The 26,936-nt window shown below is 37.8% G+C and carries 31 protein-coding genes; 9 read left to right on the top strand and 22 right to left on the bottom strand.

Going from position 1 to position 26,936, the window contains the following annotated elements; all coding sequences use genetic code 11:
* Positions 1 to 14 precede the first annotated feature (14 nt).
* Positions 15 to 1,094 carry a Delta(10) desaturase DesB gene (locus tag GS400_RS07340; RefSeq protein WP_160100429.1) on the top strand — a complete coding sequence of 360 codons (1,080 nt, stop codon included), beginning with the start codon at positions 15 to 17 and terminating at the stop codon, positions 1,092 to 1,094.
* Positions 1,095 to 1,254: 160 nt separating this feature from the next.
* A complete protein-coding gene (locus GS400_RS07335) occupies positions 1,255 to 2,076 on the top strand; it encodes a YihY/virulence factor BrkB family protein (RefSeq protein WP_160100427.1) in 822 nt (273 codons plus the stop codon).
* Between the two features lie 222 nt (positions 2,077 to 2,298).
* Here GS400_RS07335 and GS400_RS07330 read toward each other — a convergent pair whose 3' ends face one another.
* From GS400_RS07330 to GS400_RS07320, 3 genes are all read right to left on the bottom strand, one after another.
* A complete protein-coding gene (locus GS400_RS07330; protein ID WP_160100425.1) occupies positions 2,299 to 3,717 on the bottom strand; it encodes an MBL fold metallo-hydrolase in 1,419 nt (472 codons plus the stop codon).
* A gap of 624 nt (positions 3,718 to 4,341) precedes the next feature.
* Positions 4,342 to 4,650: a hypothetical protein gene (locus tag GS400_RS07325; RefSeq protein WP_160100423.1), complete on the bottom strand. Its 309-nt coding sequence runs from the start codon at positions 4,648 to 4,650 to the stop codon at positions 4,342 to 4,344.
* Positions 4,651 to 4,671: 21 nt separating this feature from the next.
* The gene (locus GS400_RS07320; protein ID WP_160100421.1) at positions 4,672 to 6,078 is read right to left on the bottom strand and encodes an amidase; all 1,407 of its coding nucleotides are present in this window, start codon (positions 6,076 to 6,078) and stop codon (positions 4,672 to 4,674) included.
* A gap of 70 nt (positions 6,079 to 6,148) precedes the next feature.
* Between GS400_RS07320 and GS400_RS07315 the strand changes: the two genes are divergently transcribed.
* Positions 6,149 to 6,445 carry a DUF3862 domain-containing protein gene (locus GS400_RS07315; protein ID WP_160100419.1) on the top strand — a complete coding sequence of 99 codons (297 nt, stop codon included), beginning with the start codon at positions 6,149 to 6,151 and terminating at the stop codon, positions 6,443 to 6,445.
* Positions 6,446 to 6,478: 33 nt separating this feature from the next.
* Here the strand turns inward: GS400_RS07315 and GS400_RS07310 are convergent, their stop codons facing one another.
* Entirely contained in the window at positions 6,479 to 6,739 is a 261-nt protein-coding gene (locus GS400_RS07310; protein WP_160100417.1) for an alpha/beta-type small acid-soluble spore protein, read from the bottom strand.
* Between the two features lie 185 nt (positions 6,740 to 6,924).
* Here GS400_RS07310 and GS400_RS07305 point away from each other — a divergent pair, with 185 nt between their 5' ends.
* Positions 6,925 to 7,359 (top strand): SRPBCC family protein, encoded by a 435-nt coding sequence (locus GS400_RS07305; RefSeq protein WP_160100415.1) that lies wholly within the window; start codon positions 6,925 to 6,927, stop codon positions 7,357 to 7,359.
* Positions 7,360 to 7,456: 97 nt separating this feature from the next.
* Here GS400_RS07305 and GS400_RS07300 read toward each other — a convergent pair whose 3' ends face one another.
* The 8 genes from GS400_RS07300 to dapF all read right to left on the bottom strand — a co-directional run bounded on the left by GS400_RS07300 (position 7,457) and on the right by dapF (position 14,419).
* The gene (locus GS400_RS07300; protein ID WP_160100413.1) at positions 7,457 to 7,855 is read right to left on the bottom strand and encodes an HIT family protein; all 399 of its coding nucleotides are present in this window, start codon (positions 7,853 to 7,855) and stop codon (positions 7,457 to 7,459) included.
* Between the two features lie 140 nt (positions 7,856 to 7,995).
* Entirely contained in the window at positions 7,996 to 8,178 is a 183-nt protein-coding gene (locus GS400_RS07295) for a hypothetical protein (RefSeq protein ID WP_370519766.1), read from the bottom strand.
* Positions 8,179 to 8,185: 7 nt separating this feature from the next.
* Positions 8,186 to 10,132: an aconitate hydratase gene (locus GS400_RS07290; RefSeq protein WP_160100409.1), complete on the bottom strand. Its 1,947-nt coding sequence runs from the start codon at positions 10,130 to 10,132 to the stop codon at positions 8,186 to 8,188.
* 183 nt (positions 10,133 to 10,315) lie between these two features.
* Positions 10,316 to 11,641, bottom strand: a complete 1,326-nt coding sequence (locus GS400_RS07285; protein WP_160100407.1) for an alpha/beta hydrolase family protein — start codon at positions 11,639 to 11,641, stop codon at positions 10,316 to 10,318.
* A gap of 144 nt (positions 11,642 to 11,785) precedes the next feature.
* Positions 11,786 to 12,619 carry an alpha/beta fold hydrolase gene (locus tag GS400_RS07280; protein WP_160100405.1) on the bottom strand — a complete coding sequence of 278 codons (834 nt, stop codon included), beginning with the start codon at positions 12,617 to 12,619 and terminating at the stop codon, positions 11,786 to 11,788.
* 180 nt (positions 12,620 to 12,799) lie between these two features.
* A complete protein-coding gene (locus GS400_RS07275; protein WP_160100403.1) occupies positions 12,800 to 12,988 on the bottom strand; it encodes a hypothetical protein in 189 nt (62 codons plus the stop codon).
* Positions 12,989 to 13,161: 173 nt separating this feature from the next.
* The gene (locus GS400_RS07270; protein WP_160100401.1) at positions 13,162 to 13,386 is read right to left on the bottom strand and encodes a DUF3892 domain-containing protein; all 225 of its coding nucleotides are present in this window, start codon (positions 13,384 to 13,386) and stop codon (positions 13,162 to 13,164) included.
* Positions 13,387 to 13,447: 61 nt separating this feature from the next.
* Positions 13,448 to 14,419, bottom strand: coding sequence for a diaminopimelate epimerase (dapF, locus tag GS400_RS07265; protein ID WP_160100399.1), 972 nt, complete (start codon positions 14,417 to 14,419; stop codon positions 13,448 to 13,450).
* A 192-nt stretch (positions 14,420 to 14,611) separates the two neighbouring features.
* On the opposite strand from dapF, the gene ytzI reads away from it, so the two are divergent.
* On the top strand, positions 14,612 to 14,779 hold the full coding sequence (gene ytzI / locus GS400_RS07260) for a YtzI protein (RefSeq protein ID WP_160100397.1): 168 nt from the start codon (positions 14,612 to 14,614) through the stop codon (positions 14,777 to 14,779).
* An 87-nt stretch (positions 14,780 to 14,866) separates the two neighbouring features.
* Here ytzI and GS400_RS07255 read toward each other — a convergent pair whose 3' ends face one another.
* Together GS400_RS07255 and GS400_RS07250 are read right to left on the bottom strand one after the other, a co-directional pair.
* Positions 14,867 to 15,673, bottom strand: coding sequence for a hypothetical protein (locus tag GS400_RS07255; protein WP_160100395.1), 807 nt, complete (start codon positions 15,671 to 15,673; stop codon positions 14,867 to 14,869).
* Between the two features lie 610 nt (positions 15,674 to 16,283).
* Positions 16,284 to 16,721, bottom strand: a complete 438-nt coding sequence (locus tag GS400_RS07250; RefSeq protein WP_160100393.1) for an Hsp20/alpha crystallin family protein — start codon at positions 16,719 to 16,721, stop codon at positions 16,284 to 16,286.
* A gap of 171 nt (positions 16,722 to 16,892) precedes the next feature.
* Between GS400_RS07250 and GS400_RS07245 the strand changes: the two genes are divergently transcribed.
* A complete protein-coding gene (locus tag GS400_RS07245; protein WP_160100391.1) occupies positions 16,893 to 17,408 on the top strand; it encodes a ribonuclease H-like YkuK family protein in 516 nt (171 codons plus the stop codon).
* Between the two features lie 93 nt (positions 17,409 to 17,501).
* On the opposite strand, the gene GS400_RS07240 is transcribed toward GS400_RS07245, so the two are convergent.
* The 3 genes from GS400_RS07240 to GS400_RS07230 all read right to left on the bottom strand — a co-directional run bounded on the left by GS400_RS07240 (position 17,502) and on the right by GS400_RS07230 (position 19,403).
* Positions 17,502 to 18,059, bottom strand: a complete 558-nt coding sequence (locus tag GS400_RS07240) for a hypothetical protein (protein WP_160100389.1) — start codon at positions 18,057 to 18,059, stop codon at positions 17,502 to 17,504.
* 193 nt (positions 18,060 to 18,252) lie between these two features.
* Entirely contained in the window at positions 18,253 to 18,927 is a 675-nt protein-coding gene (locus GS400_RS07235) for a DsbA family protein (RefSeq protein WP_160100387.1), read from the bottom strand.
* A gap of 74 nt (positions 18,928 to 19,001) precedes the next feature.
* Positions 19,002 to 19,403 carry a hypothetical protein gene (locus tag GS400_RS07230; RefSeq protein ID WP_160100385.1) on the bottom strand — a complete coding sequence of 134 codons (402 nt, stop codon included), beginning with the start codon at positions 19,401 to 19,403 and terminating at the stop codon, positions 19,002 to 19,004.
* Positions 19,404 to 19,518: 115 nt separating this feature from the next.
* Between GS400_RS07230 and GS400_RS07225 the strand changes: the two genes are divergently transcribed.
* The gene (locus GS400_RS07225) at positions 19,519 to 20,037 is read left to right on the top strand and encodes a hypothetical protein (protein ID WP_160100383.1); all 519 of its coding nucleotides are present in this window, start codon (positions 19,519 to 19,521) and stop codon (positions 20,035 to 20,037) included.
* Positions 20,038 to 20,150: 113 nt separating this feature from the next.
* Positions 20,151 to 20,789 (top strand): LysE family translocator, encoded by a 639-nt coding sequence (locus GS400_RS07220; protein ID WP_236561188.1) that lies wholly within the window; start codon positions 20,151 to 20,153, stop codon positions 20,787 to 20,789.
* Between the two features lie 102 nt (positions 20,790 to 20,891).
* On the opposite strand, the gene GS400_RS07215 is transcribed toward GS400_RS07220, so the two are convergent.
* From GS400_RS07215 to GS400_RS07200, 4 genes are all read right to left on the bottom strand, one after another.
* A complete protein-coding gene (locus GS400_RS07215) occupies positions 20,892 to 21,137 on the bottom strand; it encodes a hypothetical protein (RefSeq protein ID WP_160100381.1) in 246 nt (81 codons plus the stop codon).
* A 219-nt stretch (positions 21,138 to 21,356) separates the two neighbouring features.
* Positions 21,357 to 22,544 carry a D-alanine--D-alanine ligase family protein gene (locus tag GS400_RS07210; protein ID WP_160100379.1) on the bottom strand — a complete coding sequence of 396 codons (1,188 nt, stop codon included), beginning with the start codon at positions 22,542 to 22,544 and terminating at the stop codon, positions 21,357 to 21,359.
* A 16-nt stretch (positions 22,545 to 22,560) separates the two neighbouring features.
* Complete coding sequence (gene murF / locus GS400_RS07205) at positions 22,561 to 24,138, bottom strand: UDP-N-acetylmuramoyl-tripeptide--D-alanyl-D-alanine ligase (protein ID WP_160100377.1); 1,578 nt, start codon at positions 24,136 to 24,138, stop codon at positions 22,561 to 22,563.
* A 4-nt stretch (positions 24,139 to 24,142) separates the two neighbouring features.
* Positions 24,143 to 24,910 (bottom strand): alpha/beta fold hydrolase, encoded by a 768-nt coding sequence (locus tag GS400_RS07200; protein ID WP_160100375.1) that lies wholly within the window; start codon positions 24,908 to 24,910, stop codon positions 24,143 to 24,145.
* Positions 24,911 to 25,391: 481 nt separating this feature from the next.
* Between GS400_RS07200 and GS400_RS07195 the strand changes: the two genes are divergently transcribed.
* Positions 25,392 to 25,604, top strand: a complete 213-nt coding sequence (locus tag GS400_RS07195) for a hypothetical protein (protein ID WP_160100373.1) — start codon at positions 25,392 to 25,394, stop codon at positions 25,602 to 25,604.
* Positions 25,605 to 25,706: 102 nt separating this feature from the next.
* Here GS400_RS07195 and GS400_RS07190 read toward each other — a convergent pair whose 3' ends face one another.
* A complete protein-coding gene (locus tag GS400_RS07190; RefSeq protein ID WP_160100371.1) occupies positions 25,707 to 26,900 on the bottom strand; it encodes a hypothetical protein in 1,194 nt (397 codons plus the stop codon).
* Positions 26,901 to 26,936: the final 36 nt, after the last annotated feature.

Raw genomic sequence — 26,936 nt, 5'->3', positions numbered from 1 at the left:
AGGAGCCAGCTATCATGAAAGAACTTCACTCCTTTAGTTGGTATGCGAAACATGTCAAAAAACATCTACCTAAAGACGCATTTAAACCTGTACCCGCTCGTCTTTTCGGTGGACTAGCCTACCTGCTTATTACCGTCGCATCTTTTCTATTGATTGGATTACTGAATTTCCATCCTTTAATTAACCTGCTATTCTCCGTAGTAATTGGATTTAGCTTTGCAGGATTGGGATTTCTAGGACACGAAATCTTACACGGAACTGTTGTACGAAAGCCTTGGCTTAGAGATATACTTGGCGCCATCGCCTTTTTCCCTTTAACAACAGGTCCAAAGCTTTGGAGAAAGTGGCATAACATGGAGCACCATGTTCATACGCAGCATGAAGAAAATGACCCAGATGCATGGCCAACCTTAGAAAAAATCTCTAAAATGAAAGCTTTCCGTTGGGTTTACCGCTTACCATTTTCAGTTCGTGCCTTTTTCAGCTTTGCATCATTAACGGTTCAGTTCACAGCACACTCCATGAAAATGTTTACGATGTATATTAAAGAATTCAAACCTAAAACCCAACCAAAAGTGTGGCTTCAAATTGCTTTGCCTTGGGCAACATGGATAAGCCTCATTTTCGTTATGGGTCTAGAAAAATGGGTATTTGCTTTCTTGATTCCATTACTCATTGCAAACTTTATTGTCATGGCATATATTTCTACGAATCACCGACTGAACCCACTTGTACCTGTTAACGATCCGCTAGCCAATAGCTTAACCGTTACAGTTCCAAAATGGGTTGACGTGATTCACTTTAACTTCTCATACCATACAGAGCACCACCTATTCCCAGGTATGAGTCCGAAATACTATCCATTAGTTAAGAAACACATTAAAGAAATGTGGCCAGAACGATACCATGAGATGCCTATGGGCAAAGCCTTAAAAGCCTTATGGAACACACCTCGTGTTTACTTTGAAAATTACGAGCTCGTGGATCCAAACCAAGGTGCAATGTACGGTTCACTCGGATACGGATTGGATCCAGATAACGTAAAATCTAAAACAGTAAGCACAACACCTAAAAACACCAAAGCACAAGAATAAAGCTAGAGCCCCCAAGTTTTAACAAGACCTGGGGGCTTTTTTCATGGATATACCAAATTTTCATAAAATCACCTTTAACACAGTTGATTTTAAAGAATCAGATTATATCATCTTCATCAAGGGGATATAGACTGTAAACTATATTTCTTGGAGGCGCGCTATGATATCAACGATCAAAAACTTCATTCATGAATTTCAAAAAGACAATGTACCATTATTAGCTGCAGCTCAAGCTTTTTATTACTTACTCTCTATAGTGCCGTTGTTAATCCTTTTGCTCTCGATTTTACCTTACTTAAATATTGATCCAGAACAAGCATTATCTTTTATAAAATCAATGATCCCGAGTGAAACGGCAGATGCATTTAAAGAAAACATTATTCAAGTCGTTCAAAACCCTAAAGGTGGCTTACTAACAGTAGGTATTCTGGGTACAATTTGGTCAGCATCAAGCGGTATGAATGCATTTATCACAGCTACAAATCTTGCGTTCAACATTCAAGAAGAACGATCTTTTATAAAAGTCCGTCTCCTTTCCATTGCCTTAACTTTTGGTATGATTTTTGCGATTGTTATCGCATTAATTCTTCCAGTATTCGGAGACGTCATCATTCAATATTTACAATCTATCTTAAACTTACCTGAACAGACAGTAATCCTATTCCAAATTTTACGTTGGATCATCAGTATTGTTGTAATGGCATTTGTACTCATGTTGCTATATCACTTTGCACCAAACACTAAAAATCCATTTAAAGTCGCTTTACCTGGTGCATTAATTGCAACATTATTATGGCAGGTTATTTCATTAGCATTTTCTTTCTACATTAGTAATTTCGCAAACTACTCTGCCACCTATGGAAGCCTAGGAGGCGTCATTATTTTAATGCTTTGGTTCTTTTTAACAGGATTAATTCTTATGGTTGGAGCAGAAATCAATTATCTATATTTGCAAAAAGGAAAGAAGAAGGTAGATTCCTAATATAGGGATCTACCTTCTCTTTTTATGACAAATGAATGGAAGCTCGTGCGCAGCTATATCGAAACAGGTGTAGCAAATTAAGTGAATAAATATAAATCCTTGGAGATAATTAAAAGACCGTATTGCATAGGTATATCCTAGTGCAATACGGCTTTTTCATTTATAATTATCTCTCATAAAAATCCCCTTGAGCGTTTCACTCAAGGGGATTAGCTTTAGTTTTTATGATGTTTGTGGAAGTTGACGCTTAGACCAAGCACCAAACCCACCTTGCATATTGATTACATCTTTAATGCCATTTGCTTGTAGAATACTTGTCGCCATTGCAGAACGACCACCAGATTGACATTGCAGTACAACTGGTTTATCTGTAGGAACTTCATCAATTCGTTCTTGCAAGTAACCTAACATAATGTGTTGTGCTTGTGGAATGTGTCCTGCATCCCACTCATTTTGATTACGCACATCTAGTAAATGAACATCTCCAGCTTCAATACTTTCAGCAATTTCCTCTGGAGTTGTTACTTTATAAGATTCCATATCCATGCCTTCTACTTTAAGCTCGGTAAGCTCTGCTGGTGTCATAAATCCAGCTACACTGTCAGCTCCAATAGAACGCAGTGCTTTTGTTAAATCTTCTATTTGATCTTGTTCTGTAATCAGGTAAACAGGCTTATTATAATCCACTAGCCAACCTGCCCAATTTGCAAAGGACTTGTTGTTTGGAATGTTGATCGTTCCAGGAATATGCTCTTCAGCGAATTGAGCCGCTGGACGTGTGTCGATAAGTTGTAGATCGTTACGAAGTTGTTCTCCTAATTCCTCAGCACTCCAGCTCTTATGAGTTGGTTCACCAAGCTCACTTAAAAGCGCTGGTCCTTCTTTATTTACCTTTTTCATAACAGCAAAGTATTTAGGTGGCTCTGGTTGTTCTGAAACAAGGTCCTTTACGAATGCATCTTCATCTTCATACGCAAGTGCCCAGTTTGTAATTTTCTCATAGCCAACTGTGCTAGATGGAATTGCTCCAAGAGCTTTACCACAAGCACTTCCAGCTCCGTGCCCAGGCCATACTTGCATATAGTCAGGAAGAGCCTTGAAGCGTTCTAGAGATTTGAACATTTCACGTCCGCCAATTTCTGATGTGTTTTCAAGACCTGCTGCTTTTTCAAGTAAATCAGGTCGACCCACATCTCCAACGAAGACAAAGTCACCAGTAAAGATACCCATAGGTGCATCTTGATCACGATCATAAAGAACGAATGAAATAGATTCTGGCGTGTGACCAGGAGTGTGCATAACTTCAATCGTTACATTACCAACTTTAAATTTACTGCCATCGTAAACAAGCTCATGGTTGATGGTATCTAAGAATTGATAAGACCAATCCTCTCCACCTTCTCCAGATAGCATAGCTGTTGCACCTGTTTGCGTCGCTAGTTCGCGAGCTCCTGATACAAAGTCAGCATGAATGTGTGTTTCGGCTACTTTTGTAATGGTTAAGTTTTCTTTTTTAGCTGTGTCTAAATATGCTTGAATATCACGAGACGGATCCACCACTAATGCTTCTCCTGTCGCTTGACATCCGACCATATAAGAAGCTTGAGCTAATTTTTCATCATAAAAATACTTTAGTAACATGCAAAATCCCTCTCTTTCACGTTTTTAGTGTAATTTTGATTATATTAAGAAATCAATATCTTAACTACATGATTTATCATAACACATATACCCCTATGGGTAAACAGGTGAGCTCAAGTACCTTTCCAACTCATTATGTAACACATTTCTACATAAGTTCTTATTCCCCTACTTACACGGGTGTGAAGATTTTGTTAAATGTGTTTGGCATTGTTACATATAGTGGTATAAGGCTGGCATGGGGAAGGACAAAGTAGCAAAGAAGTGTGGAAGTTGTCTGATTAAGTGAAGAAGACCAACTAATTAGTGAGGAAGTTCTCTTTTTAAGTGAAGAAGACCAACTAATTAGTGAGGAAGTTCTCTTTTTAAGTGAAGAAGATCAATTAATTAGTGAGGAAGTTCTCTTTTAAGTGAAGAAGATCAATTAATTAGTGAGGAAGCTCTCTTTTTAAGTGAAGAAGACCAACTAATTAGTGAGGAAGCTCTCTTTTTAAGTGAAGAAGATCAATTAATTAGTGAGGAAGTTCTCTTTTTGAGTGAAGAAGACTCACTAGAATCTCGGTTAAAATTAAAATTAATTGTAATATATGAAACCACCAAGCTACAGTAGCTTGGTGGTTTTGATTAATCTAATTCATATCCTTCATCAACATCACCAAATAAATCGTAGAAAACTAATTGCCAACACACAAATGCTATAACCGAAGCACCTAATACGTAAAACACTTTATTCCTTAGAAAGCTCTCTCCATAAGGAAATCCCCCAACTACATCGATGATTAAATAGGGACCAAACCAACTAATAAATAGACAGACGATTAGGCGAACCATATTTTTAAAATTATTTGCTACTAGTACATGCTCACTGACCAAAGCGGCAATAAAAATAAAAATGGAAGCCATGATATTCACCGTAATGAAAAAAACAGCCATTGTGTTTCCCACCTTATTTTCTTACACTTCTTTATATTTCGTAAGCCACGGTTTCTCCCTTTCAATTTGAGCAGCTAACTTAAACAAAAGCTCATCCTCACCAAGGCGGCCTGTAAAATGTGCACCGATTGGTAAGCCTTCATCCGTCCAATATAGTGGCATACTCATAGAAGGCTGACCCGTTACATTAGAGATTGGTGTGAAGCTGCAGTAATCCGTAAAGTTCGTAAACATCGCCTGTGGGGAAGTTTGTTTAAATGATCCCACAGGTGCTGGTAGCTTATTTAAAACAGGCGTAAGCAAGATATCATACTGATCATGGAAATTCAGCAATTTTTTAGACTCCATCTGTAATAACACACGAGCTTCCTCATATTCGAGGGCTGATAATTCTGATCCTTGCTGATAAACGTTGTAAGACAACGGTTCTAAATGATCTGGACCAGGCTGTACTCCATTCACCTTTCCTAAATGCTTAATGACAACAGCTCCTCCAGCAACCCAAACTTTAATAAAATTATCTGCAACCGCTTTAAAATCAAATTGTGGTGAAGCTTCAACTACTTCATGCCCCAAATCCTTCAAAAGTTGCACAGATTGCTGAAAAGCCTTTTTCGTTTCATCATCTATGGATACGTGCCCACCAAAATCAGGTGTTACAGCGATACGCAGCTTACCTGGATGTTCTTTTGTAGCATTTAAAAAGCCATCAGACTGAAACGTTGGATAGAGTTCCCCTGGCGCTTCTCCATGCAAAACATCAAGTAAGGCTGCACTATCCCTAACTGATCGTGTTAACGCATGATTTACGGCCAGATGATTCATATACATGGAATACGGCAATTGTCCTCTAGATGGTTTAAATCCAAACAATCCGCAAGCAGATGCTGGAATGCGAATTGAACCACCCCCATCACTTGCATGAGCGAATGGAATCATCCCAGAGGCAACAGCGGCTGCAGCCCCTCCACTTGAACCACCTGCAGACAATCGAGAATCCCATGGGTTTCGTGTAGGTCCAAATAACTCAGGCTCTGTTGTGGGCAAAAAGCCAAATTCAGAAGTGTTGGTTTTCCCTAAAAAGTTAAGTCCTGCACGTCGGAACCTTTCAACTGTTTCATCGCTTATTCCTGGTACAAAATCTTCTAATAAGCGTGATCCAGAGGTGGCTTTATATCCAGCTACTGGGTTCAAATCTTTTATTAAGAATGGCAAACCTGCTAGAGCTCCTTCTCGAAAACCATTTTGCTTCACTTTGTCTAGAGCATCATCAAACATCGTATGTACTATCGCATTCAACTCTGGATTCTTTTCATTAATTTTATCTATGTAAAACTCAGTTAATTCAAATGGCGTAATATGGCCCTCATCCAATAACTTCTTTTGTCCTAATGCATCGTATTCTTGAACATTTACAGAATTTTTCATATAAAACGAATCCTTTCTTCATTGAAATCGTAAAAATAGAAACTAATCTTTTATATAAGGGGAGATTGTATTGAAAAAGTTCATATTCATTTCCTTTATTCTCTCATGTTTTCTGATTGGGTGCAGCGCTGAGAGTGAAGAAGATGCGAAACTCATTACAAACAAAGAATACCATAAAATTGAAAAAGGCATGTCCTATGAAGAGGTAGTTGAAATTGTTGGATCAGAAGGTAAAGCTGACAGTAAAAAGTCTGACAACACTGTACATTACATATGGGAGGGTAAAGCTCCTAACTCTTTTGCAGCGATTACATTTAATAAAGATAAAGTGATAAGAAAATTTGAAAAAGGTGTCGCTTCACGATAGAAAACAAACCTACCCCATCGGGTAGGTTTGCCTTTAGTTATTACTTTTCTCACCTAAGTTTTGCTGAGCCATCTTAACCAATTCTCGGACCATACTCCCGCCAATTTGGCCTCCTACTTTACCAGCATCTTTCGATTTCAGCTCACCATTATATCCTTCCTTCAAAGGAACATTTTGCTCTTTAGCTATTTCGTATTTAGCCTGATTCGGATCTTGTGAATTGGACAATTTTGCTTTCAACTGATCCAATCCATCTCGGGCTTCTGGAACTAATATTTTGTTTCGTCTAGCCATGAAACACACCTCCTTATGGTTGGTATGCCTCTTACTATTACGAATATCCTTGGTAAATCGTGATGTTAACCTATGTATATATTTCACCACCCTCCTCCTACATCACCTCAGTTACACGAATTAATGTTAAAATAAAATTACACATAAATTCTGGAAATAGCATTACTATATTGGGAGGAATATCAATGAAATACTCTGTGACAATCAATGCTCCGCTCTCAACCGTTTTTCAAACGATAGCAACTGCTTCTGAACGTGAACAATGGACAAGGGATGTCATCTCTATTACTTATAACGATCCAGCAAGTGAACAAAATGAGGGCACTACTTTTCAACAAAAACAGAAAGAAGGCAAAATGACCAATACATACGAAGGGAAAAATCTGCAGGTTACAGAACCAAGTTTATTCTCTTATCAACTCATGAACAAAGCCTTTACAATGACTGTCTCCTACCATTTAACTGATCAAGGTGAAATGACTTTGGTCGAGCAGCGATATGAAGTTGAGTATCACAATCGCTTTGCGAAATTTATGGGCAAGCTTTTTCAAGGTATGACCAACAAAATCGCAAAGGATATACTAGATGGATTAAAAAGGTATGTTGAGAAAAAGGAATAAGAAATAAGGTGAACATATTTTGCTCACCTTTTCCCTAAAGCCTCTATTCAATAACAGTGCAGTTCCCCCAGCACCCTTTCTCCACATACTCCTCCTTTTATGTTCGTTTATTCTCTTTTTGCTTCATCCAATACCGAATGCCACGTCCTGCATAGGGTTCATCTTTAAATCTCGGAATGATATGGAGGTGTGCATGCGGGATATGTTGTCCTCCTATGGGGTACACATTCCACCCGACACTATACCCATCTGGAGCATATGTTTCGTCTAGCATAGTTTTCGCCTGATCCATTAATTCCTTCGTAGCTGACCACTCTTTTGAAGATAAATCAAAAGCTGTCTCAACGTGATTTTTAGGAATAATGAGACCGCTTCCTTCAAGAACTTCTTGTTCAGAAAGCTTTTGAATATAAAGACAATGGTCATTTTCTAATAGGATTTGCTGTTCTGGGTCTTGGTTTATGTTACATAGGACGCAATCTTTATTCAATATCATGTTTGTTCTCCCTTTTTGTTTCTTTATTATATCGTATAAAATAGGGGGAATTTTAAAAAGGGAATTTTTTTAAATTGTGTCCCCTTTTCTTCAATACCACAAGAAAAAGACACCCCAGATGGAGTGCCTTTTTCTAATGACTATTCCAGTGTTCGATTCATTTCGTCTACTTCAAAATTACCGTCTTGCTCAATTGGTTTTCCGGCGATGAGTTCTCCGCTTCCACCGCAAATCGTGCAAGTGTAGCGCCATTCTTCATCATCCATTAATAAACCGGAGCCGTCACATGCACGGCATCGCATGTCTTTTGCCAAGGGATTCACTCCTCTTTTATTTTTCTCGGTCGCGGACCCAGTTAATGAGTCCTCCTTTTAGCATCATGTCCACTTGGCGAACAGATAATGTATGACGCAGGTTAATTTCTTCATTTTTATCTTTAACTTTCGCTTTAATTTCTTGGCCATTTTGGATTGCTTCACGTAAACCACTAAATTGCAGAACATCACCTTGTTCTAGTTTTTCGGCTTCTTCACTTGTGCTGAATGTCAGTGGAAGTACGCCAAAGTTCACTAGGTTTTGCCAGTGAATACGAGCAAAGTCTTGGACGATCGCAACACGTAAGCCAAGGTATCGAGGAGCTAATGCAGCGTGTTCACGACTTGAACCTTGTCCGTAGTTATAGCCACCCACGACTGCATGACCGCCTTGATCTTTGATTTCCATCGCACGATCATAGTACGTGTCATCAACAATTTCGAATGTGAACTTACTGATCTCTGGTAAGTTGCTTCGGTAAGGTAACACACGAGCGCCACCTGCTAGGATTTCATCAGTTGAAATGTTATCTCCCATTTTCAGCAGAATTGGTAGTTCCATTTCATCAGGTAATTCATCCATTTCAGGAATGGACGCAATATTTGGTCCTTTTTGAAGCTCTATCTCTTTTGCTTCTTCTGGTAGCTTCGGTTTATCCAATAACGTCATATCAATCGTTGGATTATCAGGTGCTGAGATATCCGGAAATTCCATCTCTAAATCACGCGGGTCCGTAATTTTCCCTGTTAAAGCTGATGCAGCAGCTGTTTCTGGTCCACATAAGAATACACTGTCCTCTTTTGTTCCTGAACGACCAGGGAAGTTACGTGGTGTAGTACGTAAACTGTTTCGGCCAGTTGCAGGTGCTTGCCCCATTCCAATACAGCCGTTACAACCTGCTTGGTGCAAGCGTGCGCCAGCTGGTAAAAGGCTCGCCATATGATTGTTTTTCACTAAGTCCGTAAGCATTTGACGAGAAGTTGGGTTAATGTCAAAAGACACACCATGTGCAACTTGCTTTCCTTTTACAATTTCAGCAGCTACAGCAAAGTCGCGGTATCCTGGGTTTGCTGAAGATCCGATATAAGACTGATAAATCGGCTCTCCTGCTACTTCTCGAACAGGAACCACATTACCCGGACTTGATGGTTTTGCGATCATAGGTTCTAATTCTGAAAGGTCGATTTCTTCATGAAGGTCATATTTCGCTCCATCATCAGCTACGATTTCTTTCCAATCTTCTTCACGGCCTTGACTCTTTAAGTAGCGCTTCACTTCTTCATCAGATGGGAAAACGGTACCTGTTGCACCAAGCTCTGCGCCCATGTTGGCAATAACGTGACGGTCCATAGCTGATAAGTTCTTCAAGCCAGGTCCGTAATATTCAAGTACTTTGCCAACGCCTCCTTTTACATCGTGACGGCGTAGTAATTCTAAAATAACGTCTTTTGCACTTACCCAATCTGGAAGCTCACCTTTCACATAGATGCCCCATACTTCAGGCATTTTGACATAAAAAGGCTCTCCTGCGATTGCCATTGCAACGTCAATACCACCTGCTCCCATTGCAAGCATCCCCATACAGCCATTTGCACACGTGTGACTGTCAGAACCAAGCAAGGTTTGGCCAGGTTTCGCTAAGCGTTGCATATGGACAGGGTGACTTACCCCATTACCTGGACGGCTGAAGTACAAGCCAAACCGCTGTGCAGCGCTTTCCAAAAATAGATGGTCGTCTGGGTTTTTACTATCTTCCTGAATGAGGTTGTGGTCAACGTACTGAGCTGAAGCTTCTGTTTTGGCATAATCGAGTCCCATCGCTTCTAACTCCAACATTACCATAGTACCTGTTGCGTCTTGGGTTAACGTCTGATCAATTTTTAACCCAATCTCTTCACCAGGTGTTAATTCTCCTGATAAAAGATGATCTTGAATCAATTTCTGTGTAACATTTAGTGCCATTGATCTGCCTCCCTTAAGCTAACAGCAAATTTTACTTATCCTCAATTACTATTCCCTGGGATCGGTTTCATCAATCTTTTATCTTTGAATTGTTTAATAAAATTAGAAAGAAGTTTTGGCGGAATGTAAAAAAACAGATCTCCTATTCTCCTAATAACTTTAGGTGAACAGGGGATCTGTCTATTACCGACTTTCAACAAAACCAACCTTTTTAAAAAAGCTCATGATCCCATCAACCAAACTATCTGCTAGAGGCAGATCTGGATTGGTATATGTTTTCGCATTCTCTTCTCGATTTTCAGGCGCATCTTTTAATACATGATTCATCCCATCAATGATTAAAAGTTGGCTCTCTGTTTTAGCATTATGAAGCATCTCTGCCTCTTTTACAGAGACTTGGATATCGTTTTTTCCATTTACGATTAATGTTGGTGCATTTAGCTGTTTTATTTCTTCAGTTGGATCATGTTTTATCCATGAGACCAGAAAAGGTTGAACGCTTTCCCTAAATAAACTCTGAAGTTGAGATGGTACCTCTTTAACAGTTTCACCTTGTTTTAGTTGATTTAGAATGGATTGGGCTTCCTTTTTCAAGCTATCTGGTAAGGAAGATAACTGTTCTTTAAGTACTTTATCAATTGAGTTCCCAGCTCCAGCAAGAGAAACAAAAGCATCTATCTTTTGATTTTGAGCTGCCATCATACCAACTAATGAACCTTGACTGTGGCCGATCACACCAACATTAGAAAATCGTTCATCTGTTTTCAACTTCTCTATCCACTTTTCAGCATCCATAACAAAACGATCAAACCTCAATTTAGATTCAGAAATTATAGCTTCCGTGTTTTTTCCTACACCTCTTTTATCATACCGGACACTTGCCATTCCTTGTTTAGCTAACTCCTCCGCAAGCATCTTTAGAGAATTATTTTCCCCTGGAGCACCAGCTGAATTTCCATTACGATCAGTTGGACCAGATCCAGGTATAATTAAAACAACTGGATGCTGTCCTTTTTCATTTGGAAGTTCTAATTCACCATAAAGCTTACCAGCAGAAGTCTCGAGAGTTAGAAAATCGCCTTTTTCTTTTTCTTCATTAGACTGGCCCCCTTTTGTTAAATAGAAAGAAAAAGATTGGCCAGCTTGTGTGAATGTGCCTTCAATCTTCTCCTTTTTCCTTTCACCATTAAAACTTATCTCTTGTCCGCCAATAGTTGTAGAGAGATAAACCTTTGAATCATTGATATTTACAGTGGAAAAAGGGTAGTTTTGAACATTTTGAACAGGGATACTCAATGTTACTTCCCAACTATCGTCTTTCTGAAAAGCCACCAGAATGTTCAACGTCTGATTCGGCACTTCAATGGCACCACTCCATGTTCCGCTTATCTCTTTTTTATTGATTTCCTCAGATGGTGAGGAATCTTCTGAATGATCATTAGATGAATTGCAGCCAATAAGAAAAATCATACACATGTATAAAGCCAGGAAGGTTTTAAACTTTGTCATGGACACACCTCTTATAAGTTTGATTACTTGTTTTATACGATCGTTAATGCGAAAAAGTTTTAATAAACACAAAAAAACTAACCAATAAAACAAAGGTTAGTTAAGAAGTTACTTTACGTAGACAATTTTTTAAAGAATGAGGGGTTAATGAGCTTGATTTTCTGAGAAAAATGTCTTTGCGAGGCCGAGTATTTTTTTAGGCTGATCCACAATGGTCCAATGGCCAGCTTCTTCGATTTCAACAAGTGTTGCTTGAGGCAAATAATCAAGTAAATGTGACTGAATTCCCTCCGGCGAAATAATGTCGTGTGTACCCTGTGCAACAAAAACTGGGATCTCATCTAATTGATTCAGTTCATCCCGGATATCGAATTTTTCTCGGAGACTTGCGCCTACTTCATTATTGACGATTTCATTCATTGGCAGGCTTGTATGTTCTGTTACCTGAGATGAGTAAACGTAATAAGGATCTAACATGTGAAAGATGCTATCGACTGTATCCTCTCCCTGGGATAGATGCTCTGCTAATTCCAAAAACTTTTGTATATCATCATGGTTCGCCCGTTCTTGCATTTCTGACTCAAATAAAGCAAAACTTTCATGCGATGCTCCAATGGCACCTGTTAAAAATATCTTATGTACTTGCTGAGGGTAGTAAATTGCATATAGGAGCGCTAAAATGGTTCCCCATGACTCTCCAAATAGATGAACTCTTTCTAAACCAAGTTTAATGCAGAGTTCATTTAATATTTCCACCTCATCTTTTAAGGAAGGTTCTTTAGCAGTTATATTCTGTGAGGTTAAGTGTTCTGTATGCTCATAGAATATTAACTCAAAATCTTGAGAAAGTGCTTCATCGTAAGGAAGGAATTTACGAAGCTCACTCCCTCTAACTCCCTGCAGAAAGATAATAGCTTCACCCTTTCCAATACGTTTTACATTTACGTTCAAATGCTTTTTATCTATATGAACCTCCAATTCTGACTCCCCCTTTGCCAACCAATTATTATTATAAGATAAATTCTTTCTATACTGCACCTTATTTTTTAAACACTTACAATATTTTAATATAATAAATGTATATATAATGTGGGTTTTAGGAAAATTCTTTTAAAAAAGACAAAATAAACAATCGTTCATTTTGTCTTTATCTTTTAGTTATTCAGATTGTTGGTCGACTCTTTTTTTCAATATGAGTAAAGTGAAAAATAAGACAACATTCAACACAAGAGTAGCTGTTAGAACAATCGCCATCCACAATTGTAATTCCACATTAATAAGGACAACTGCTAAAGCTACTGACATAATTATAGTAATTAAAAAATGAGGAAGTAATACCGTTTTCAAAAGTCCTCTCCCTTTCTGTTGTTACGATTAAAATGATTTGTATATCTAGCTTATAATATTTTTCCGCAAAGTGAAATGATTATTGTGTAAACGGAAAACAAAAAAGAGGACTACATCATTATCTATGATATAGTCCTCTACTTTCCCTATTCCTGTAAAGTTACCTTTCATGTTTAAAATGTAGGTAACTGGTCAAGATTGTTCGTCGGATCCCCATCAGCATCGCTACGCAGGTGCTCCTCATGGTCTTTACCAATAAAAACATTTACGTGCTCAATCTCTTTGTTCTTCGCCATTTGTTGAGCTTGTTTATAATCAACCACCTGGCCAGAAGAAAGTTTTAATTCAACAATATCCCCGTCACCATTTTTGCGGACGGCAACAACTTGTTCTGCCATGATGAATCCCTCCTTTTGAAATTAGTATGTGTACCAACAGGAGGTTTTACTCATCACATTTTTACTGATGAAGCTCTATTTCTTTTGAAGCATATTCTTGAAGGGCTTCATAAGCTTTTGCTTCTGTCTCAAAGGTTTCGCGCTCTGTTAATTCCTCTACTATGTTACCTGTAAGACTTATTGTTGTTTTGTACTCATATGTTGCGTTTCCACGTAATTTAATACGATATTCACCATCTTCAACATGTACAACACAAATAACAAAACCACCGCGATTAAAGACAAAAATCTCTTCGTCTGGTTGATTGTAGTTTAGTAAAACGGTATTCAGTGATGAAGCTGACATAGCTGTACCACAGGCGTTTGTTAAGCCAACGCCGCGCTCATACGTACGTACAAACACCTTTTGATCGCCTAAGTTTTGCACAAAACTAACATTCACACCATTTGGAAGTAGTGTTTTGTTTCTATTTGCTTCTTTTCCAATGGTCGATAATTGTTCATCATCTACTTGATCAACCATCGCGATTAAGTGAGGATTCGGCACACTTACTACACTGAACCTTAAGTCCTCTGATAATGCAGGTATTTTTTGATCAATATGCTCCTTCTCATCTGTTTTAAGTGGAAGAGAAGCTGGTTTTAATGAAACGGGTTCAATGGCCACTTCAAAAGATGGGATATTTTCGAAAATATCGCCTTTTTGCTCAACTGTAAGATTTGCCTCTTTCGTTTCAATAACAAGTTGTGTCTTATTAAACTTCTCACTTGCATAACGGGCTACACAACGCAGACCATTCCCACACATCTCTGCTTCAGATCCATCTGGGTTAAACATACGCATTCTGGCATCAGCCACTGCACTTTGTTCAACAAACAAAATGCCATCTCCTCCAATAAGGCCTTCACGATCACAAAGATTCTTAGCGATCGATACACGTTCCTCTTCAGAGAACTGATATGTATGTTGCAGATCATCTATTAATACAAAGTCATTATTTGATCCATGACATTTTAACAATTCGATTCTCATTAAGCTCACCCTTTCCTCCTTATATTCTGCTGCTTTTTTGTGATTTTTTCAATATCGAAGGATCTAGTGCTTAATATTTTATTCCGCACCTTCAATTTTCTGTGTTAAAATAATGAGTGTTCAAGAAAGAACTTACATTTAACTTTTAACAATACTCTCAAGCCTGATTATGTGTAAAAGGGGACTGAGCTTATGTTCACGATATTAATGGTTTGCCTCATTATTATGGTTGCTGTTTTAGGATTAACAATCGCAACAATTAATAAAGGTTATGCCTACGAACACAAAGTAGATCCATTACCACAAGAGTCACCAGTGGATTACAATGAAACAGATCATGACGATAAAAAAGCTGAATAGTTTATTCATACCCTTCATTATATGAGAATGGATATAAAAAACGCATGAGCCACTCTTGTAGCTCATGCGTTTTTCTAATCCTCTTCATCAAGTCATTCGATATTCGAGGATGTTTCCATCATTATGAAATCCTAGTCTCTCGTAGATTTGTACAGATTTATCTGCCGTTTGAAGAATCGCTTTTTTAGCACCATTCTGCTGAGCATCTTTTAAAGCATGTATAATAAGATGCGATCTAGAATTCCCTCCCTTTTGAACGGTTTCTATGTTATAGATCCCAACACTTTCTTCACTGTAAAATAAAGATAAGATGCTTACTGGTTCACATTTTTCATAGGCTACATAATGATGAATGGGTGAAGTTTCATCACAAGCAACATGAGCTACAAACTCTTGAAAGCCAGCCATCTCATGATCTGGAATATTGAGAGACTGTGCTAGCACGCTTGCATAGTGTAAGCAAATTGTCTCATCATCTACTTTACGAATATCAAGTTCTGCCGGCTCAGTACTTACGACCAACCAGTTCCCTAAATCCATACTCATAGCGGTTTGGTAACCTGATTTTTTATAATTTAATGCTTCTAAATAGTCCTTCACATGATCAGAAGCATCCATATCCCAAACACGCCATGTAGGACGAATGTTTCTAGCTAAGTATATATCTGTAAAACGCAAAATGGTTTCTTCCATTAATTCTTCATTTATATTGACTGCTGTAATATCGTTCATTAAAGGAAGTTTCAAAGGACTCATGGTAGCCTGAATACCAGCTTCCTGTAACAAATCAACCTCATGAACATGTTTAGCTGTTAACTGCCCATAAGCTAGCATATTTCGTTGGTTCACACGTGTGTTCTCCAAAATCTCTTCACTTCTTGTCGATAAATTCATCAATCCACCTCCAAAATGAATGTAAACAAAATCCTAAAGCTTTTCAATCAACACAAAAACCAAAGTGGAACAGGGGGTATAAAAAGCTAATCACTTAATCTCTTATTGTTTGATTATAATTTGGATTCTACTGGTTCATTCACAACGTGAATCTTGTGATGGACATCGAGCTTACATAAGAATGGAGAAAAAACTAATTTGAAGTGCAAGAAATAATAACGTGTACATTACAGGATCGAATAGCGCAATATAAATGTACATTTATGTAGCATGACACAGTACATTATTTAAATTGGTCTATCAAGCGTCCAATGAACCCCCTCTCTATACCTTATATGAATTCATTCTAACACAAGATTTTTGTTTTTTCTAAAAATTCAAATAATTGATGTGCTGTATATTACTATACGTTTTATCTATGGTTTTAATCCCTTTTATTGAGTGATTTTACATGTAGATAGTAAAAAATGCTTAATATAACTCACTGGTAAAGATAAAAAAGCACTCAATTATGGAAATCCCATATTGAATGCTTTTCATAAAAAGGCCTTTTAGGTAATGTTTGTGTCGTGTCGGTACCGTCTCACAAAGAATTTTTGCTCATGGAGTTTTACTCAATATCGATTCTTTTCCCTCGTTTTTTCGGGAATGAGATATTTAACACGCCATCTTGATGAGTAGCTTTCATGTTTCTAAATATTAAATTTGATGGGAGTGTGATGACTCTTTCCATATATGTTTGCCTTTTACCAAAAACACCTTCATCAAAATTTTGTTCGATGTCACCACGGTCTACCATAATGTGTAGTCTGTTCTCCATCAGTTCAACATCGATATCCTCTTTTGAAACCCCAGGTAAATTCGCTTTCACGGAGTAATGAGACTTGGAATCCACCTCTTCAACAGGGAATCCCCCTTGAAATGCATTATTGAAAAATTGATCCATTGTATCTAGCAATGATTTGTTAGGATTCAATTGAAAAAGATCATTAAATAACTGTCTTGGACCTTCTAAATTTTTATTAAGCTTTTCATTTTCTGAAGCCATATTTAGGCACGCTCCTTCCTCTTTTTTTCTATCCTATGCGTTTGCCCTATATAGCGACTAGACGAATACCTAGATTTCGAGAATAATTTTCGCCCACACATGAAATGGGGTTCGTCTAATATAATGGAAGTAGAACCATTACCCTCACCAAAAAGATGGAGGTCGGATGAGATGATTGATGCCTCGTTTTATAATCAATCCAGACAACATATGGGGATTGAAGATGTTGTCGAGCACATGAAAGCTTTTATTGAGAAAGACCCCACTGCTACGTACCGCCTTTCGATTGGGACGGATTCACACGTCCACCAACGCTACACCCGCTTCATTACTGCTATACACATCCACCGAGTCGGAAAAGGAGCCTGGGGATGTATTCGCAACCACACGATAGAACGCCAAGTTACAAGTTTAAAAGAAAAGATTTCTACTGAAACGATGCTTAGTCAAGAAGTTGCTTTCCCATTTATTTCTCTATACCTTGAACAGCTAGCTGAGATCATTCTTCCTTATGAAGATGAAGGCGGAAACCTTCAGTTTGAAATTCACCTAGATATCGGGAAGCAAGGCCTTACCAAACACTTAATTCAGGACATGACCAATCGAATAGATGCTATGGGAGTTGAAGTGAAAATTAAACCTGATTCTTACGCTGCATCCTCATATGCACATAGGTACACGAAATAATCGTGCTATCATTGATTGATTACTGGATTAAAAACAAGCAGTTACTTCATTTCATAGATAAGAGCCAGGAGAAAGCTCCTAGCTCTTAAATTTCTACTCATGATCATAGTATGTCCAATCTAAATCTTCATTTTCCATAAGGGATTTTATGGTTTGTATATGATTTGCTTCATTTAGGATTTCATAATTGAAGATATAGTCTTGATCGAAATCATAAGTGAATGTTTCTGATGTATAATGGTCCTTCTTCACCTTTTTGGAAACAGTAATCGAGAGATGATACTCCCTAAAATGACGATCAGCCTCTTCATCTTTTTTTAATTCCATATTTGCAAAATCACTCAAGATTCGATTGATAATTGCTTTCTCTTTTATCTTTAGCATTGACTCACGATTTGGGGGTTCCCCTTCAGATACTTCGTAAACGGAAAGATTCGCTACTTCAAATTCTGTATCTTCATTAAATTGAAGGGAAGATAGCTTTGAAAAAGAGGGGTACGTCTTTTGATATGAATCATATAGTACGATTAAAAATGCTGCTATAACGATACCGGTCAGAATGGAAATAATGATCTTTTTATCTTGGATGTACATACTGAGTAACAATGCTAATAGACCAATTGCCAGTCCTCCCACTACATAGGTAACCATTAATCCTTCTCCCTTCTTCTAATAAATCAATTAACTACTCTTATTTAGATAAGATTTTAACTTTAAATCGTTTCATTTCTTAACACATTACTATACATCAGAATACCTTATAATGTATTTTTTATATGAATTTTACATAAGAAATATAAAAAAATACTCAAAGCAAAAGCCTTGAGTATTTTCGGTATGATGTTTAATTGTTTTTCGCTTCTTCCACTGCATCTTTTAAGTCTTGAAAGCTTTCAAGTTTGATGACTTCTCCATCTACCGCAACGGTTGGAGTTCCTGTTACACCAAGGTTACGTGCGATTTCCATGTCTTTTTCTAATGCATCTTCTCCTGCTCCATTTTCATAAGCATCGACAACGGTTTGCACTTTTTCTTGATCGTCGACTACATCTTGAAGAGTCGTTTTAAGAAACTTAGTCGTGTACACATTAGACTTCTTCATATCATCAGGCATGCTTTCAAATAAATGGTCGTGAAAATCCCAGAATACATCATTTCCTAGCTTTTGAAATACGGTTTCTGCGAATTTTGCTCCTCTATCTGAATCTTTGTTCAGAAATGCATAGTTTACAAAATAAAACTTAACATCACCTGAATCAACTAATTGCTTTTTAATTTCAGGAAAAGCACTTTGCTGAAAGTTTTTACAGTGTGGGCATCGGTAGTCACCGAACTCTACCATTTTAACGGGAGCATCTTCATCCCCAATGTAGGGTTGATTTTCGTAATCTATAGCTACCTCTTTATCGGAAGAGGACATATTCTGATCTAGAACCACGATGATAATAACCCCTATTGCGATAATACCAATCATCCAAAAAATCCAATTAATGCTTCCTTTTTGCTTTGTGTTTGCCATATGATCACCCTTTATGTAAGTAGTATTTCCGATTATCGTAACTACCTCATTGTAGATAGCCTGTCCACTGGAAGTCAAGACAATAGCTTAGAGGTTGAGCTCTGGTTCGTAGTTTTAAAAGGTGCTAGCACTCTTAACACAATCATATAGATAACTTGTACGATCATGATGATAGCTGGAACATATATTCCCCAGATTCCTAACTGCCATGGAAATAAGAAGGATTTTGAGCTAGTCTTCATGAATAGAATAAAGAGAATACCTAGAATAGTCGTTAAAAAAATCCAAAAGACCCAAAACATTGTTGTTCTCGACTCTTGTATCTTTCGACCACTTATGAAAGCTAAGCCCAGTGCGATGCCCCCAAGAATAACGGATAGAAATGGGAAATAGGTTTGGAAAGGAGAGGCTCCTAAAAGAAAGCCAGAAATCACATACACGATAAAAATCAAGAAAACGCCTAAATACGCTCGCATGGTTCAACACCTTTACTAAAAGTTCTATCTCCTTATTATAAGGGAAATCGATTTTCCAGCGAAGAGACTCAAAATGAACTCTTTGTGACAATTCAACAAACTAAGGGGTGAATGTATGACTAAACAAAAACTAGGCAATATTATTTCAGGACTGTCCTTAATTATCATTGGTACCGTCATCTTCTTAGAAAACCTAAATATCATAGACTTACAAGTTGGAATGTTCTCGTGGCCTATCTTTATTTTCATTCCGGCCTTAGGCTTTCATGCTGGATTCTTTTTATCAGGTATGAGAAAAAACATGGCTGGATTGCTTGTTCCTGGTGGGATCCTGATGACATTAAGTCTGTTATTCTATTTTGAAGTCATGACAGATTTTCAATATGCTGAATATACGTGGCCGATTTACATATTGGCTCCAGCAGTTGGGCTTTTTGAATTATGGCTATTCAGTGGTCGTGAAAAAGGACTACTTATTCCTATAGGGATTTTAACTGTAATCGCAGGGCTCTTTTTAGCTCAAATGCTGTTTGCAGCTATTTTTAAATTTTGGCCGATCATCTTTATTGTTATTGGACTTTACATACTATTTGGCCGTAACAAAAAGCAAAAGAATGATGTCCCAATTGAATGAAGCTAGTAGCTTGAGTGAATGAATACTTTGCTCGGGCTTTTTTTATTTGTTCTAATCTACGATAGGCAGTCATCTAATAGTGAAGACAAGCTTTTGAGTAAAGGAGCTTCACTATGATTGCTTTAATGGTTAGTTATATCGTATTGGGGTTGTCGATTGCAGCTCCAATAGGGCCAATCAATGTTGAGATCATGAAACGTGGATTAGTGTTTGGATTTTGGCCTGCATTTTGTGTAGGTCTCGGTGGCATGTCTTCAGATATTATCCTAATGGCGCTGATGTTCTTTGGTTTATCGAGCATCTTACAGATTAAAATTGTCAGCATTACCCTTATGTTGCTTGGTTGCATAATCCTGATTTACTCGGGGTGGTCCTCTCTATTGTCAAAAAGCACCTTTCACACTCCTGAATCTGATAACCGCTCAATCTCCAGATTGGGAATTCGTTCTTACTTAAAAGGCTTTTCTATTGCTGGAACGAACCCCATGAATATTCTTTTTTGGGTCAGTATTTATGGATCTGTCCTTAGTCATGCACTTGATACGAACACCCTTGGCTATGCTTTTTTATTAAGTACATTAGTGTTTATCGGAATTGGTTTATGGAACCTTAACCTAGCATTTACCATACATTTTGCTCGAATTCTCATGAGTCCAATTTATATGAAATTAATTCATGTAGTAGCCAGTCTTATTTTAATTGGATATGGGGTTTATTTTGGCATTTTGGGAGTAACAGAAATATTAATGTAGTCTTGGATTCTTATAGGGAAGGAGAGACGTAGTAGTTCCCATCGAAAAGAAAGCTACTACTCCCCGAGAGAAAACTGCTCCTACCCGAGAAAATTATACAATTCAAACAAGGGGACTTAGTTCCTTATTTGAATTCACTGCAAATGAAAAATAAAGCATGGATCCGATCATGATGCGAACCACTCGTATCGGGATTGTCTCACACTCTGTTTTTATATAGTGAACAGCCTTATGCTTTATATCCTTCGTAACATCATCCTTCTCCGGTAACTGTGCTTTATTCACATACAATACCACTTCTATTTGCCCGTTATTTGCCTGGCATTCGTGTTTTAAAAATAAAGACATAAAATCCTCTCCTGTACCATCGCTTATTCTCTACTGTTTCCATTCCATTTCAAAAATATAATAGTGCCTACCTCAAGAAGAGGCAGACACTAGTATCATTCCTCTAGATCTTCAAAAACAAACACATTTCCGTTCTTAGTTAGCCCCATTTCATAAGACTTAATATAGAAAAAGCAAAGAATAATCACTTATCCTTTGCTTTCCTAAGCATCTATGCTGTTATCCGTTGAGCTTTCCTTTTGATCCGCCACTCTGTAGAGAAAACAGGTTTGAATCTATTGAGAAGTTTAGCTTTTCACGTTCACGCTGGCGTTTTAAGGCTAACTGGAGAAGTTGATTTGTTAGCTGTGTGAAGTCTTTACCAGATGGCTCCCACAAGTAGAAAGAGAGGGAACCTGGGATCGTGTTGATCTCATTCACATAAGCTGTTTGGCTTTCTTTATCAATTAAGAAGTCGATTCGAGAAACCCCATTACAACCCAAGACTTTAAAGGTCTGCTCAGCAAGTTTTTGTACTTCCTGTGTTTGGTCTTCAGGGATTTCAGCAGGGATGACACGATTCGTGCTTTCCATACCTTTGGAAGCATCGCCACCTTTTCCGCCGCCTTGATATTTATCCTCATAGGTTAAGATATCTTCGCTACTTAGCACTTCTTCAAGCACAGAGCTTTCGACTTCTTCATAATCACCGACTACAGAGCAGTTCACTTCAGTTAGATCCCCGATCATTTTCTCAACTACGATTTTATGGCTATATTCAATAGCCTCATTGATTGCTTCCTCTAGTTCTTCATCATTATAAGCTTTACTAATACCGACACTAGAGCCGAGGTTAGCCGGTTTTACGATAACAGGGTAACCAATCTTATTGGTCTCTGCTTTCACTTCATCTTGGTTGTTTAACCAATACGTTGAGTAGAACCAGTTATACTCAACAATCGGGATTCCGGAATCATTCAGAATTTGTTTCATCATTACTTTATCCATGCCAACTGCTGATGAAAAGACATCGCAGCCAACGTAAGGGATTTGGAGCATTTCAAGCATTCCCTGCAGGGAGCCATCTTCTCCGTTTGTTCCGTGAATAACTGGGAATACCACGTCAATTTCTGTAACAGCTTTTTTCCCGAATAACCCAGCATTTTTCTTTTGAACGACGACTTTTCCTTCATCGTTCGTGGATAGGATTACTTTTTCACTTTTTTGTAAGAGGTCATTTAATTCTTTATACTCTTCAATATCAGTAAGGGATTCCCCTGTGTACCATTCATTCTTCTTACTAATATAAAGCGGGATCGCCTCATATTTATTCTCATCCATTGCTTTGATAGCTTGGAGAGCTGAGATTACGGAAACCTCATGCTCTACAGATAACCCACCAAAAACGACTCCGACTCTTGTTTTCACGGTCAAATCCTCCCATCTACTCGTTAAACGTATCAGGTAAATCGTTCTCTAGTAGAGCGATTGTGCCTGGTTTTGCAATTTGGTGCATATGTTGAAGCGCGTCATTTAAATGTTGTGCAACATAAACTTGCTCATCTGGATAGTTACTTTCTTTCAATCCGTCCTGGATCGGCTCTGTTTGTTTCTTACCAACGAGAATGACATAGTCACAATTTTCAGCAGCATAGCCACCTAATCGTTTGTTGTATTCGTACTGTTTATCACCCAGTTCGATCATTCCTGGTGTCACGAGAACTCGATATCCTTCCATATTACCAAGGACTTCTAGCGCCATTTTGGAACCTGTTGGATTAGAGTTAAAGCTATCATCAATAATCGTAATGTTGCCGCCGCCTTTTTTAATTTCCATGCGGTGCTCTACTGGTGTGATTTGCTTAACACCTAGCTTAATCTTGTCTACTGAAATCCCCATCTCCATAGCAAAAGCAATTGATGCCAGAATGTTGTAGATGTTGTGCTTACCAAGTAGCTTCGTTTCAAACTCTCCAATGAAGCCTTGGTCTTTGTGCTGCACTTTAAATGTTGTTCCTTTTTTATGAGACTGAAGATCATAAGCTCGATACTCTGCATCCTCTGAATCAATACCATAATACACTTTACGCACAGGATTTTTCGGCGTATAGGACATGATATTTTCATCATCCATATTTAAAAAGCCGATCCCATCTTCAGGTAGTGATTCTATAATCTCGTATTTCGTTTTCTTAATATTGTCTAAGCTTTTGAATGTTTCAAGGTGCTGTTCACCAATGGCTGTTAGGATAGCGTATTTCTGGTGAACAAGATCACAAATTTCTTGAATATCATTCTCCTGTTTCGCTCCCATTTCAGCGATATAGTACTCATGATAGGGTTTTAAATCTTTTCGAATCGTAATCGTGTTACCAAGCTTTGTATTAAAACTCTCTGGTGTCATAAGTGTGTTTGCACTAGAAGAAAGCACTTGATTCAGCACGTTTTTCGTACTTGTTTTTCCAAAACTACCTGTAATCCCTACTACTTTTAAATCGTTCATAGACTGAATGCGATTTTCGGCATCGTTAAAATAGCGTTGATTAATGCTTTTTTCTATCGGCTGGTTAACCACTTTAGCAAGCATTAATAAGTGATAAAGGAACATGTTAGCTAGGAATAATACCGTTAAGATCAATAAAGAACTTTCAATAAGTAAGAGTGTTCCGAGTAAGATCAAAATATGAATAATGCCTAATGTCGTTAATAGACGTTTCACACGAGGTGTATAGACAAGCTTTTTCTTTTGCGGTTCTTCCTTTCGAAGGAATGCGATTAAAAAGTAGAGCGCGGCAAATAAAACGAGACCTATAAACGGACCGCCAATCCAACCGATTAATAAACCAATTAAAACTAGAAATTCTTTCGGAGGGAATGGTTTCGTCTTATTCCCTTTCATCCAACGCATGAACCGCTCGTTACGATAGGAGTTGAGCTGGAACATGTGAACAGATTTTTTTGTTTTAAACACAGCATAACTAAGCCATGCAATAATTGCGGCAATCCATAAAATATTCAACATGTAACTATTCTCCTTTATCTTGTTCTAAGAAGTTTTCGACAATGACTAGAAATCGTTTATTTTGTTCTAAAAAGGCATAGTGTCCTGTATTTTCAAATGTGACAAGACCTGCATCAGGGAAAAGCTGTTCCATGAGCTTACCGTCCTCTAGTGGAGTGGCTGTATCATTTTCTCCCCATACAAGTAGCGTTGGAACATGAATGTGCGGCATATACTCACGGAGGTCTTCATTCACCACTTTGGATAAGGTTTGCTGCATGACAGCGGAGGCCTGCTTATAATCAGAAGACCCAACTTTCCCTTTCCATTTTGTTAAAATATCATCTTTGTAGCGATTAAGAATAGGCAGGTCTAAAAGCTTTTTCACAAATTTGTACGTGTAAACCTTGATATAGTATTCAAGCTTACGTTTTGGCTTAATACCTGCTCCACCAGTAAAAATAATTTTGTGCACATCATGATCATAAGCGTATCGCGTTATAACTCGACAGCCAAATGAGTGCCCGATCAAAATCGGCTTTTCAATCCCAAGTTCTTGAACAAATTGGGACAGAAAATGAGCGTAATCATCAACACTCCATGCTTCAGGAGGCTCTTGGCTCTCTCCAAAGCCTGGGAAGTCAATCGAAAACACCCGAAAGTTATCATCTAATAAGTTATGAACGGATTCAAATGTATCCATACTTGTGCCCCATCCATGCAGAAGCACAACATCTTGCCCTTCTCCAGACACTTTGTAGTGAACATTTACGTTATTAATATCTACAAACACATTGGTACTCCCCTTGTATTATATTGATTGCTTCCATTAGATTATGTTCATTCTGGTTTGGTGAGTAATCTTTTCTATTCATATTATTCATTTATTGAGAAATGTTCCATTCATTCAATTGTATTCTAACCCTCTAATTGTACAACAAGAATACTTTGACTTCCATGAACATTTATCTCCATCTCGCCACGTTAAAATATGTAAGAACCTTGATGAGACTAGATTTAGCTCTTCTTATCATAACACAGTGCATCGTTTCTCTTGTATAAATATAAATAACTGAATTAAGCACTTCACCCGAAAAAATATATGCCTTTTGTTTGATACATGCTCTTTGTATGTACGTTCATTATGTAATGGAAATGTATGAGCACTTCTTACCTATATTACCTACTTCAATTAATTTAAAACGGATTTCAACTTGTGTATTTGAATAAATCACTAAGAGTTGCAACAACTTACAACTAAGGAGTGATGAAAAATGACCGATAATAGCCGTACTACACATACTGAAACGAGTCCACATCTAGACGGACAAATGGAAGGAAAGATCAATGATTCTGGTGGTAAACAGATTGGGCTATCAGTAGAAGCAAACCGCGAATGGAATACAGAGAAACAAAAGTTAGAGTTAAAACCAGATGAGGATATGAAAGAGTTTAAGGAAATAATGGAGCGGAATAATGGGGAATAACGATTAAATAGGAATTCTTTTTTATAGTATCTTCATCAAAACTGTAGCTCATTCTTCTTGAAAAACAAATCCCCGCAGCTAAGCTACGGGGATTCATCCTATTTATTGATTAGCAGAAGCGTTCACAGCTGTTTCTGTCATTGCAGAAAGAGATGTTTCTTCTTCGCTATTTACATTGATCATGTTCTCACTGTTAATCATGAAAGAGTTATGATCATTTATAAGGTTTACATTTGAATTCAGAGCTGCATTTAATGAAGCATTCACATCTCCATCATTTTCAGCCTTAGCCTCAGCTTGAATATCGAATTTAGATTCAAGGTCATTATTCATTTTAATAAGCAAAGCTTCTGTTAGTTGAGCATCTGTTACTAGTTCTTGATTCGTAAAAGTTTCTTCTTGGTTTTGAACATCAGAGTTTAATGTTGCCATTACAGAACCTTCAGCTGAAAGATTCGTATCTTCATCAGCCAAGTCTTCTGTTTGAACTTCAGCATTTACATCAGCTTCTGTTGAAGCATTTACTTCTTCTGTCTGTTCATTACCAAGGTCAATAATTGAATGAGATTCTTCAGCCGCTTTCATATCAGCTTTAACATCTGCTTTTTCTGTTGCATCTTCATCTGCCTCTGCAGCAACATCTACATTTAATGCCGTATTTGCATCAGCTTCCGTACTCTCTGATACGGATCCTTCAGTTGATACTTCGACATTGGCATCTGTTTCAGCTTTCCCTTCAATATCTGAATCAGTTTCTACCTCTGTTGATACATTGGTATCAACATCCGTTTCACTTTTCGCCTCAGCATTTGCTTCTGTTTCTTCGTCTACTTCTACGTTTGTGTCCACATCAGCAGATACATTTGTATCTACATTTGTTTCTTCCTTAGCATCAGTATCCGCTTCAACAGAACCATCTACTTCAGCTTTCGTGTCTTCTTCAGATGATACGTCAGCGTCAATAGAAGTTTTCCCTTCCACATCTGAGTTAGATTCTGTGTCAACATCAGCCTCCACGTCTGTCTCAACATCGCTTTCAGCCTCTGTTTCTGTATCAGCATTTGCTTTTGCATCCACATTTGCCTCTACATTTGCTGAAGCATCTTCTTCCGCTTCATCTTCAGATCCAAGCAAACCATCTACTGTGGCTGAAACATCTGATTCTACATTCGTTTTACTTTCACCATTCAAGTTTAATAAAGAGTCTCCCTCTTCAGCGTAACTAACCTGCGCTCCAAATGTTAATCCTACTGCAACTCCACCTGTAATGATCATACTTTTAAATACGTTTTTCATGATTGATCTCTCCTTCTTAATTTTAGTAATAAATGA

Origin of the sequence: Pontibacillus sp. HMF3514 (assembly GCF_009858175.1) — a bacterium.
In the GTDB taxonomy this organism is placed as follows: Bacteria; Bacillota; Bacilli; order Bacillales; family BH030062; genus Pontibacillus.
The sequence above is the reverse complement of the archived record's forward strand: the minus strand, read 5'-3'. Positions and strand labels throughout refer to the sequence as shown.

Bases quoted from the DNA above. Each gene is read 5' to 3' on its own strand.
- GS400_RS07195 (WP_160100373.1), top strand. From the start codon at position 25,392: ATGACCGATAATAGCCGTACTACACATACTGAAACGAGTCCACATCTA.
- GS400_RS07230 (WP_160100385.1), bottom strand. From the start codon at position 19,403: ATGCGAGCGTATTTAGGCGTTTTCTTGATTTTTATCGTGTATGTGATT.
- GS400_RS07310 (WP_160100417.1), bottom strand. From the start codon at position 6,739: ATGGCTAGACGAAACAAAATATTAGTTCCAGAAGCCCGAGATGGATTG.
- GS400_RS07245 (WP_160100391.1), top strand. From the start codon at position 16,893: ATGATTGATGCCTCGTTTTATAATCAATCCAGACAACATATGGGGATT.
- GS400_RS07335 (WP_160100427.1), top strand. From the start codon at position 1,255: ATGATATCAACGATCAAAAACTTCATTCATGAATTTCAAAAAGACAAT.
- GS400_RS07330 (WP_160100425.1), bottom strand. From the start codon at position 3,717: ATGTTACTAAAGTATTTTTATGATGAAAAATTAGCTCAAGCTTCTTAT.
- GS400_RS07215 (WP_160100381.1), bottom strand. From the start codon at position 21,137: ATGTCTTTATTTTTAAAACACGAATGCCAGGCAAATAACGGGCAAATA.
- dapF (WP_160100399.1), bottom strand. From the start codon at position 14,419: ATGAGAATCGAATTGTTAAAATGTCATGGATCAAATAATGACTTTGTA.
- GS400_RS07285 (WP_160100407.1), bottom strand. From the start codon at position 11,641: ATGACAAAGTTTAAAACCTTCCTGGCTTTATACATGTGTATGATTTTT.
- GS400_RS07290 (WP_160100409.1), bottom strand. From the start codon at position 10,132: ATGGCACTAAATGTTACACAGAAATTGATTCAAGATCATCTTTTATCA.
- ytzI (WP_160100397.1), top strand. From the start codon at position 14,612: ATGTTCACGATATTAATGGTTTGCCTCATTATTATGGTTGCTGTTTTA.
- GS400_RS07300 (WP_160100413.1), bottom strand. From the start codon at position 7,855: ATGATATTGAATAAAGATTGCGTCCTATGTAACATAAACCAAGACCCA.
- GS400_RS07240 (WP_160100389.1), bottom strand. From the start codon at position 18,059: ATGGTTACCTATGTAGTGGGAGGACTGGCAATTGGTCTATTAGCATTG.
- murF (WP_160100377.1), bottom strand. From the start codon at position 24,138: ATGTTGAATATTTTATGGATTGCCGCAATTATTGCATGGCTTAGTTAT.
- GS400_RS07320 (WP_160100421.1), bottom strand. From the start codon at position 6,078: ATGAAAAATTCTGTAAATGTTCAAGAATACGATGCATTAGGACAAAAG.
- GS400_RS07220 (WP_236561188.1), top strand. From the start codon at position 20,151: ATGATTGCTTTAATGGTTAGTTATATCGTATTGGGGTTGTCGATTGCA.
- GS400_RS07325 (WP_160100423.1), bottom strand. From the start codon at position 4,650: ATGGCTGTTTTTTTCATTACGGTGAATATCATGGCTTCCATTTTTATT.
- GS400_RS07340 (WP_160100429.1), top strand. From the start codon at position 15: ATGAAAGAACTTCACTCCTTTAGTTGGTATGCGAAACATGTCAAAAAA.
- GS400_RS07250 (WP_160100393.1), bottom strand. From the start codon at position 16,721: ATGGCTTCAGAAAATGAAAAGCTTAATAAAAATTTAGAAGGTCCAAGA.
- GS400_RS07225 (WP_160100383.1), top strand. From the start codon at position 19,519: ATGACTAAACAAAAACTAGGCAATATTATTTCAGGACTGTCCTTAATT.
- GS400_RS07255 (WP_160100395.1), bottom strand. From the start codon at position 15,673: ATGAATTTATCGACAAGAAGTGAAGAGATTTTGGAGAACACACGTGTG.
- GS400_RS07270 (WP_160100401.1), bottom strand. From the start codon at position 13,386: ATGGCAGAACAAGTTGTTGCCGTCCGCAAAAATGGTGACGGGGATATT.
- GS400_RS07190 (WP_160100371.1), bottom strand. From the start codon at position 26,900: ATGAAAAACGTATTTAAAAGTATGATCATTACAGGTGGAGTTGCAGTA.
- GS400_RS07305 (WP_160100415.1), top strand. From the start codon at position 6,925: ATGAAATACTCTGTGACAATCAATGCTCCGCTCTCAACCGTTTTTCAA.
- GS400_RS07235 (WP_160100387.1), bottom strand. From the start codon at position 18,927: ATGGCAAACACAAAGCAAAAAGGAAGCATTAATTGGATTTTTTGGATG.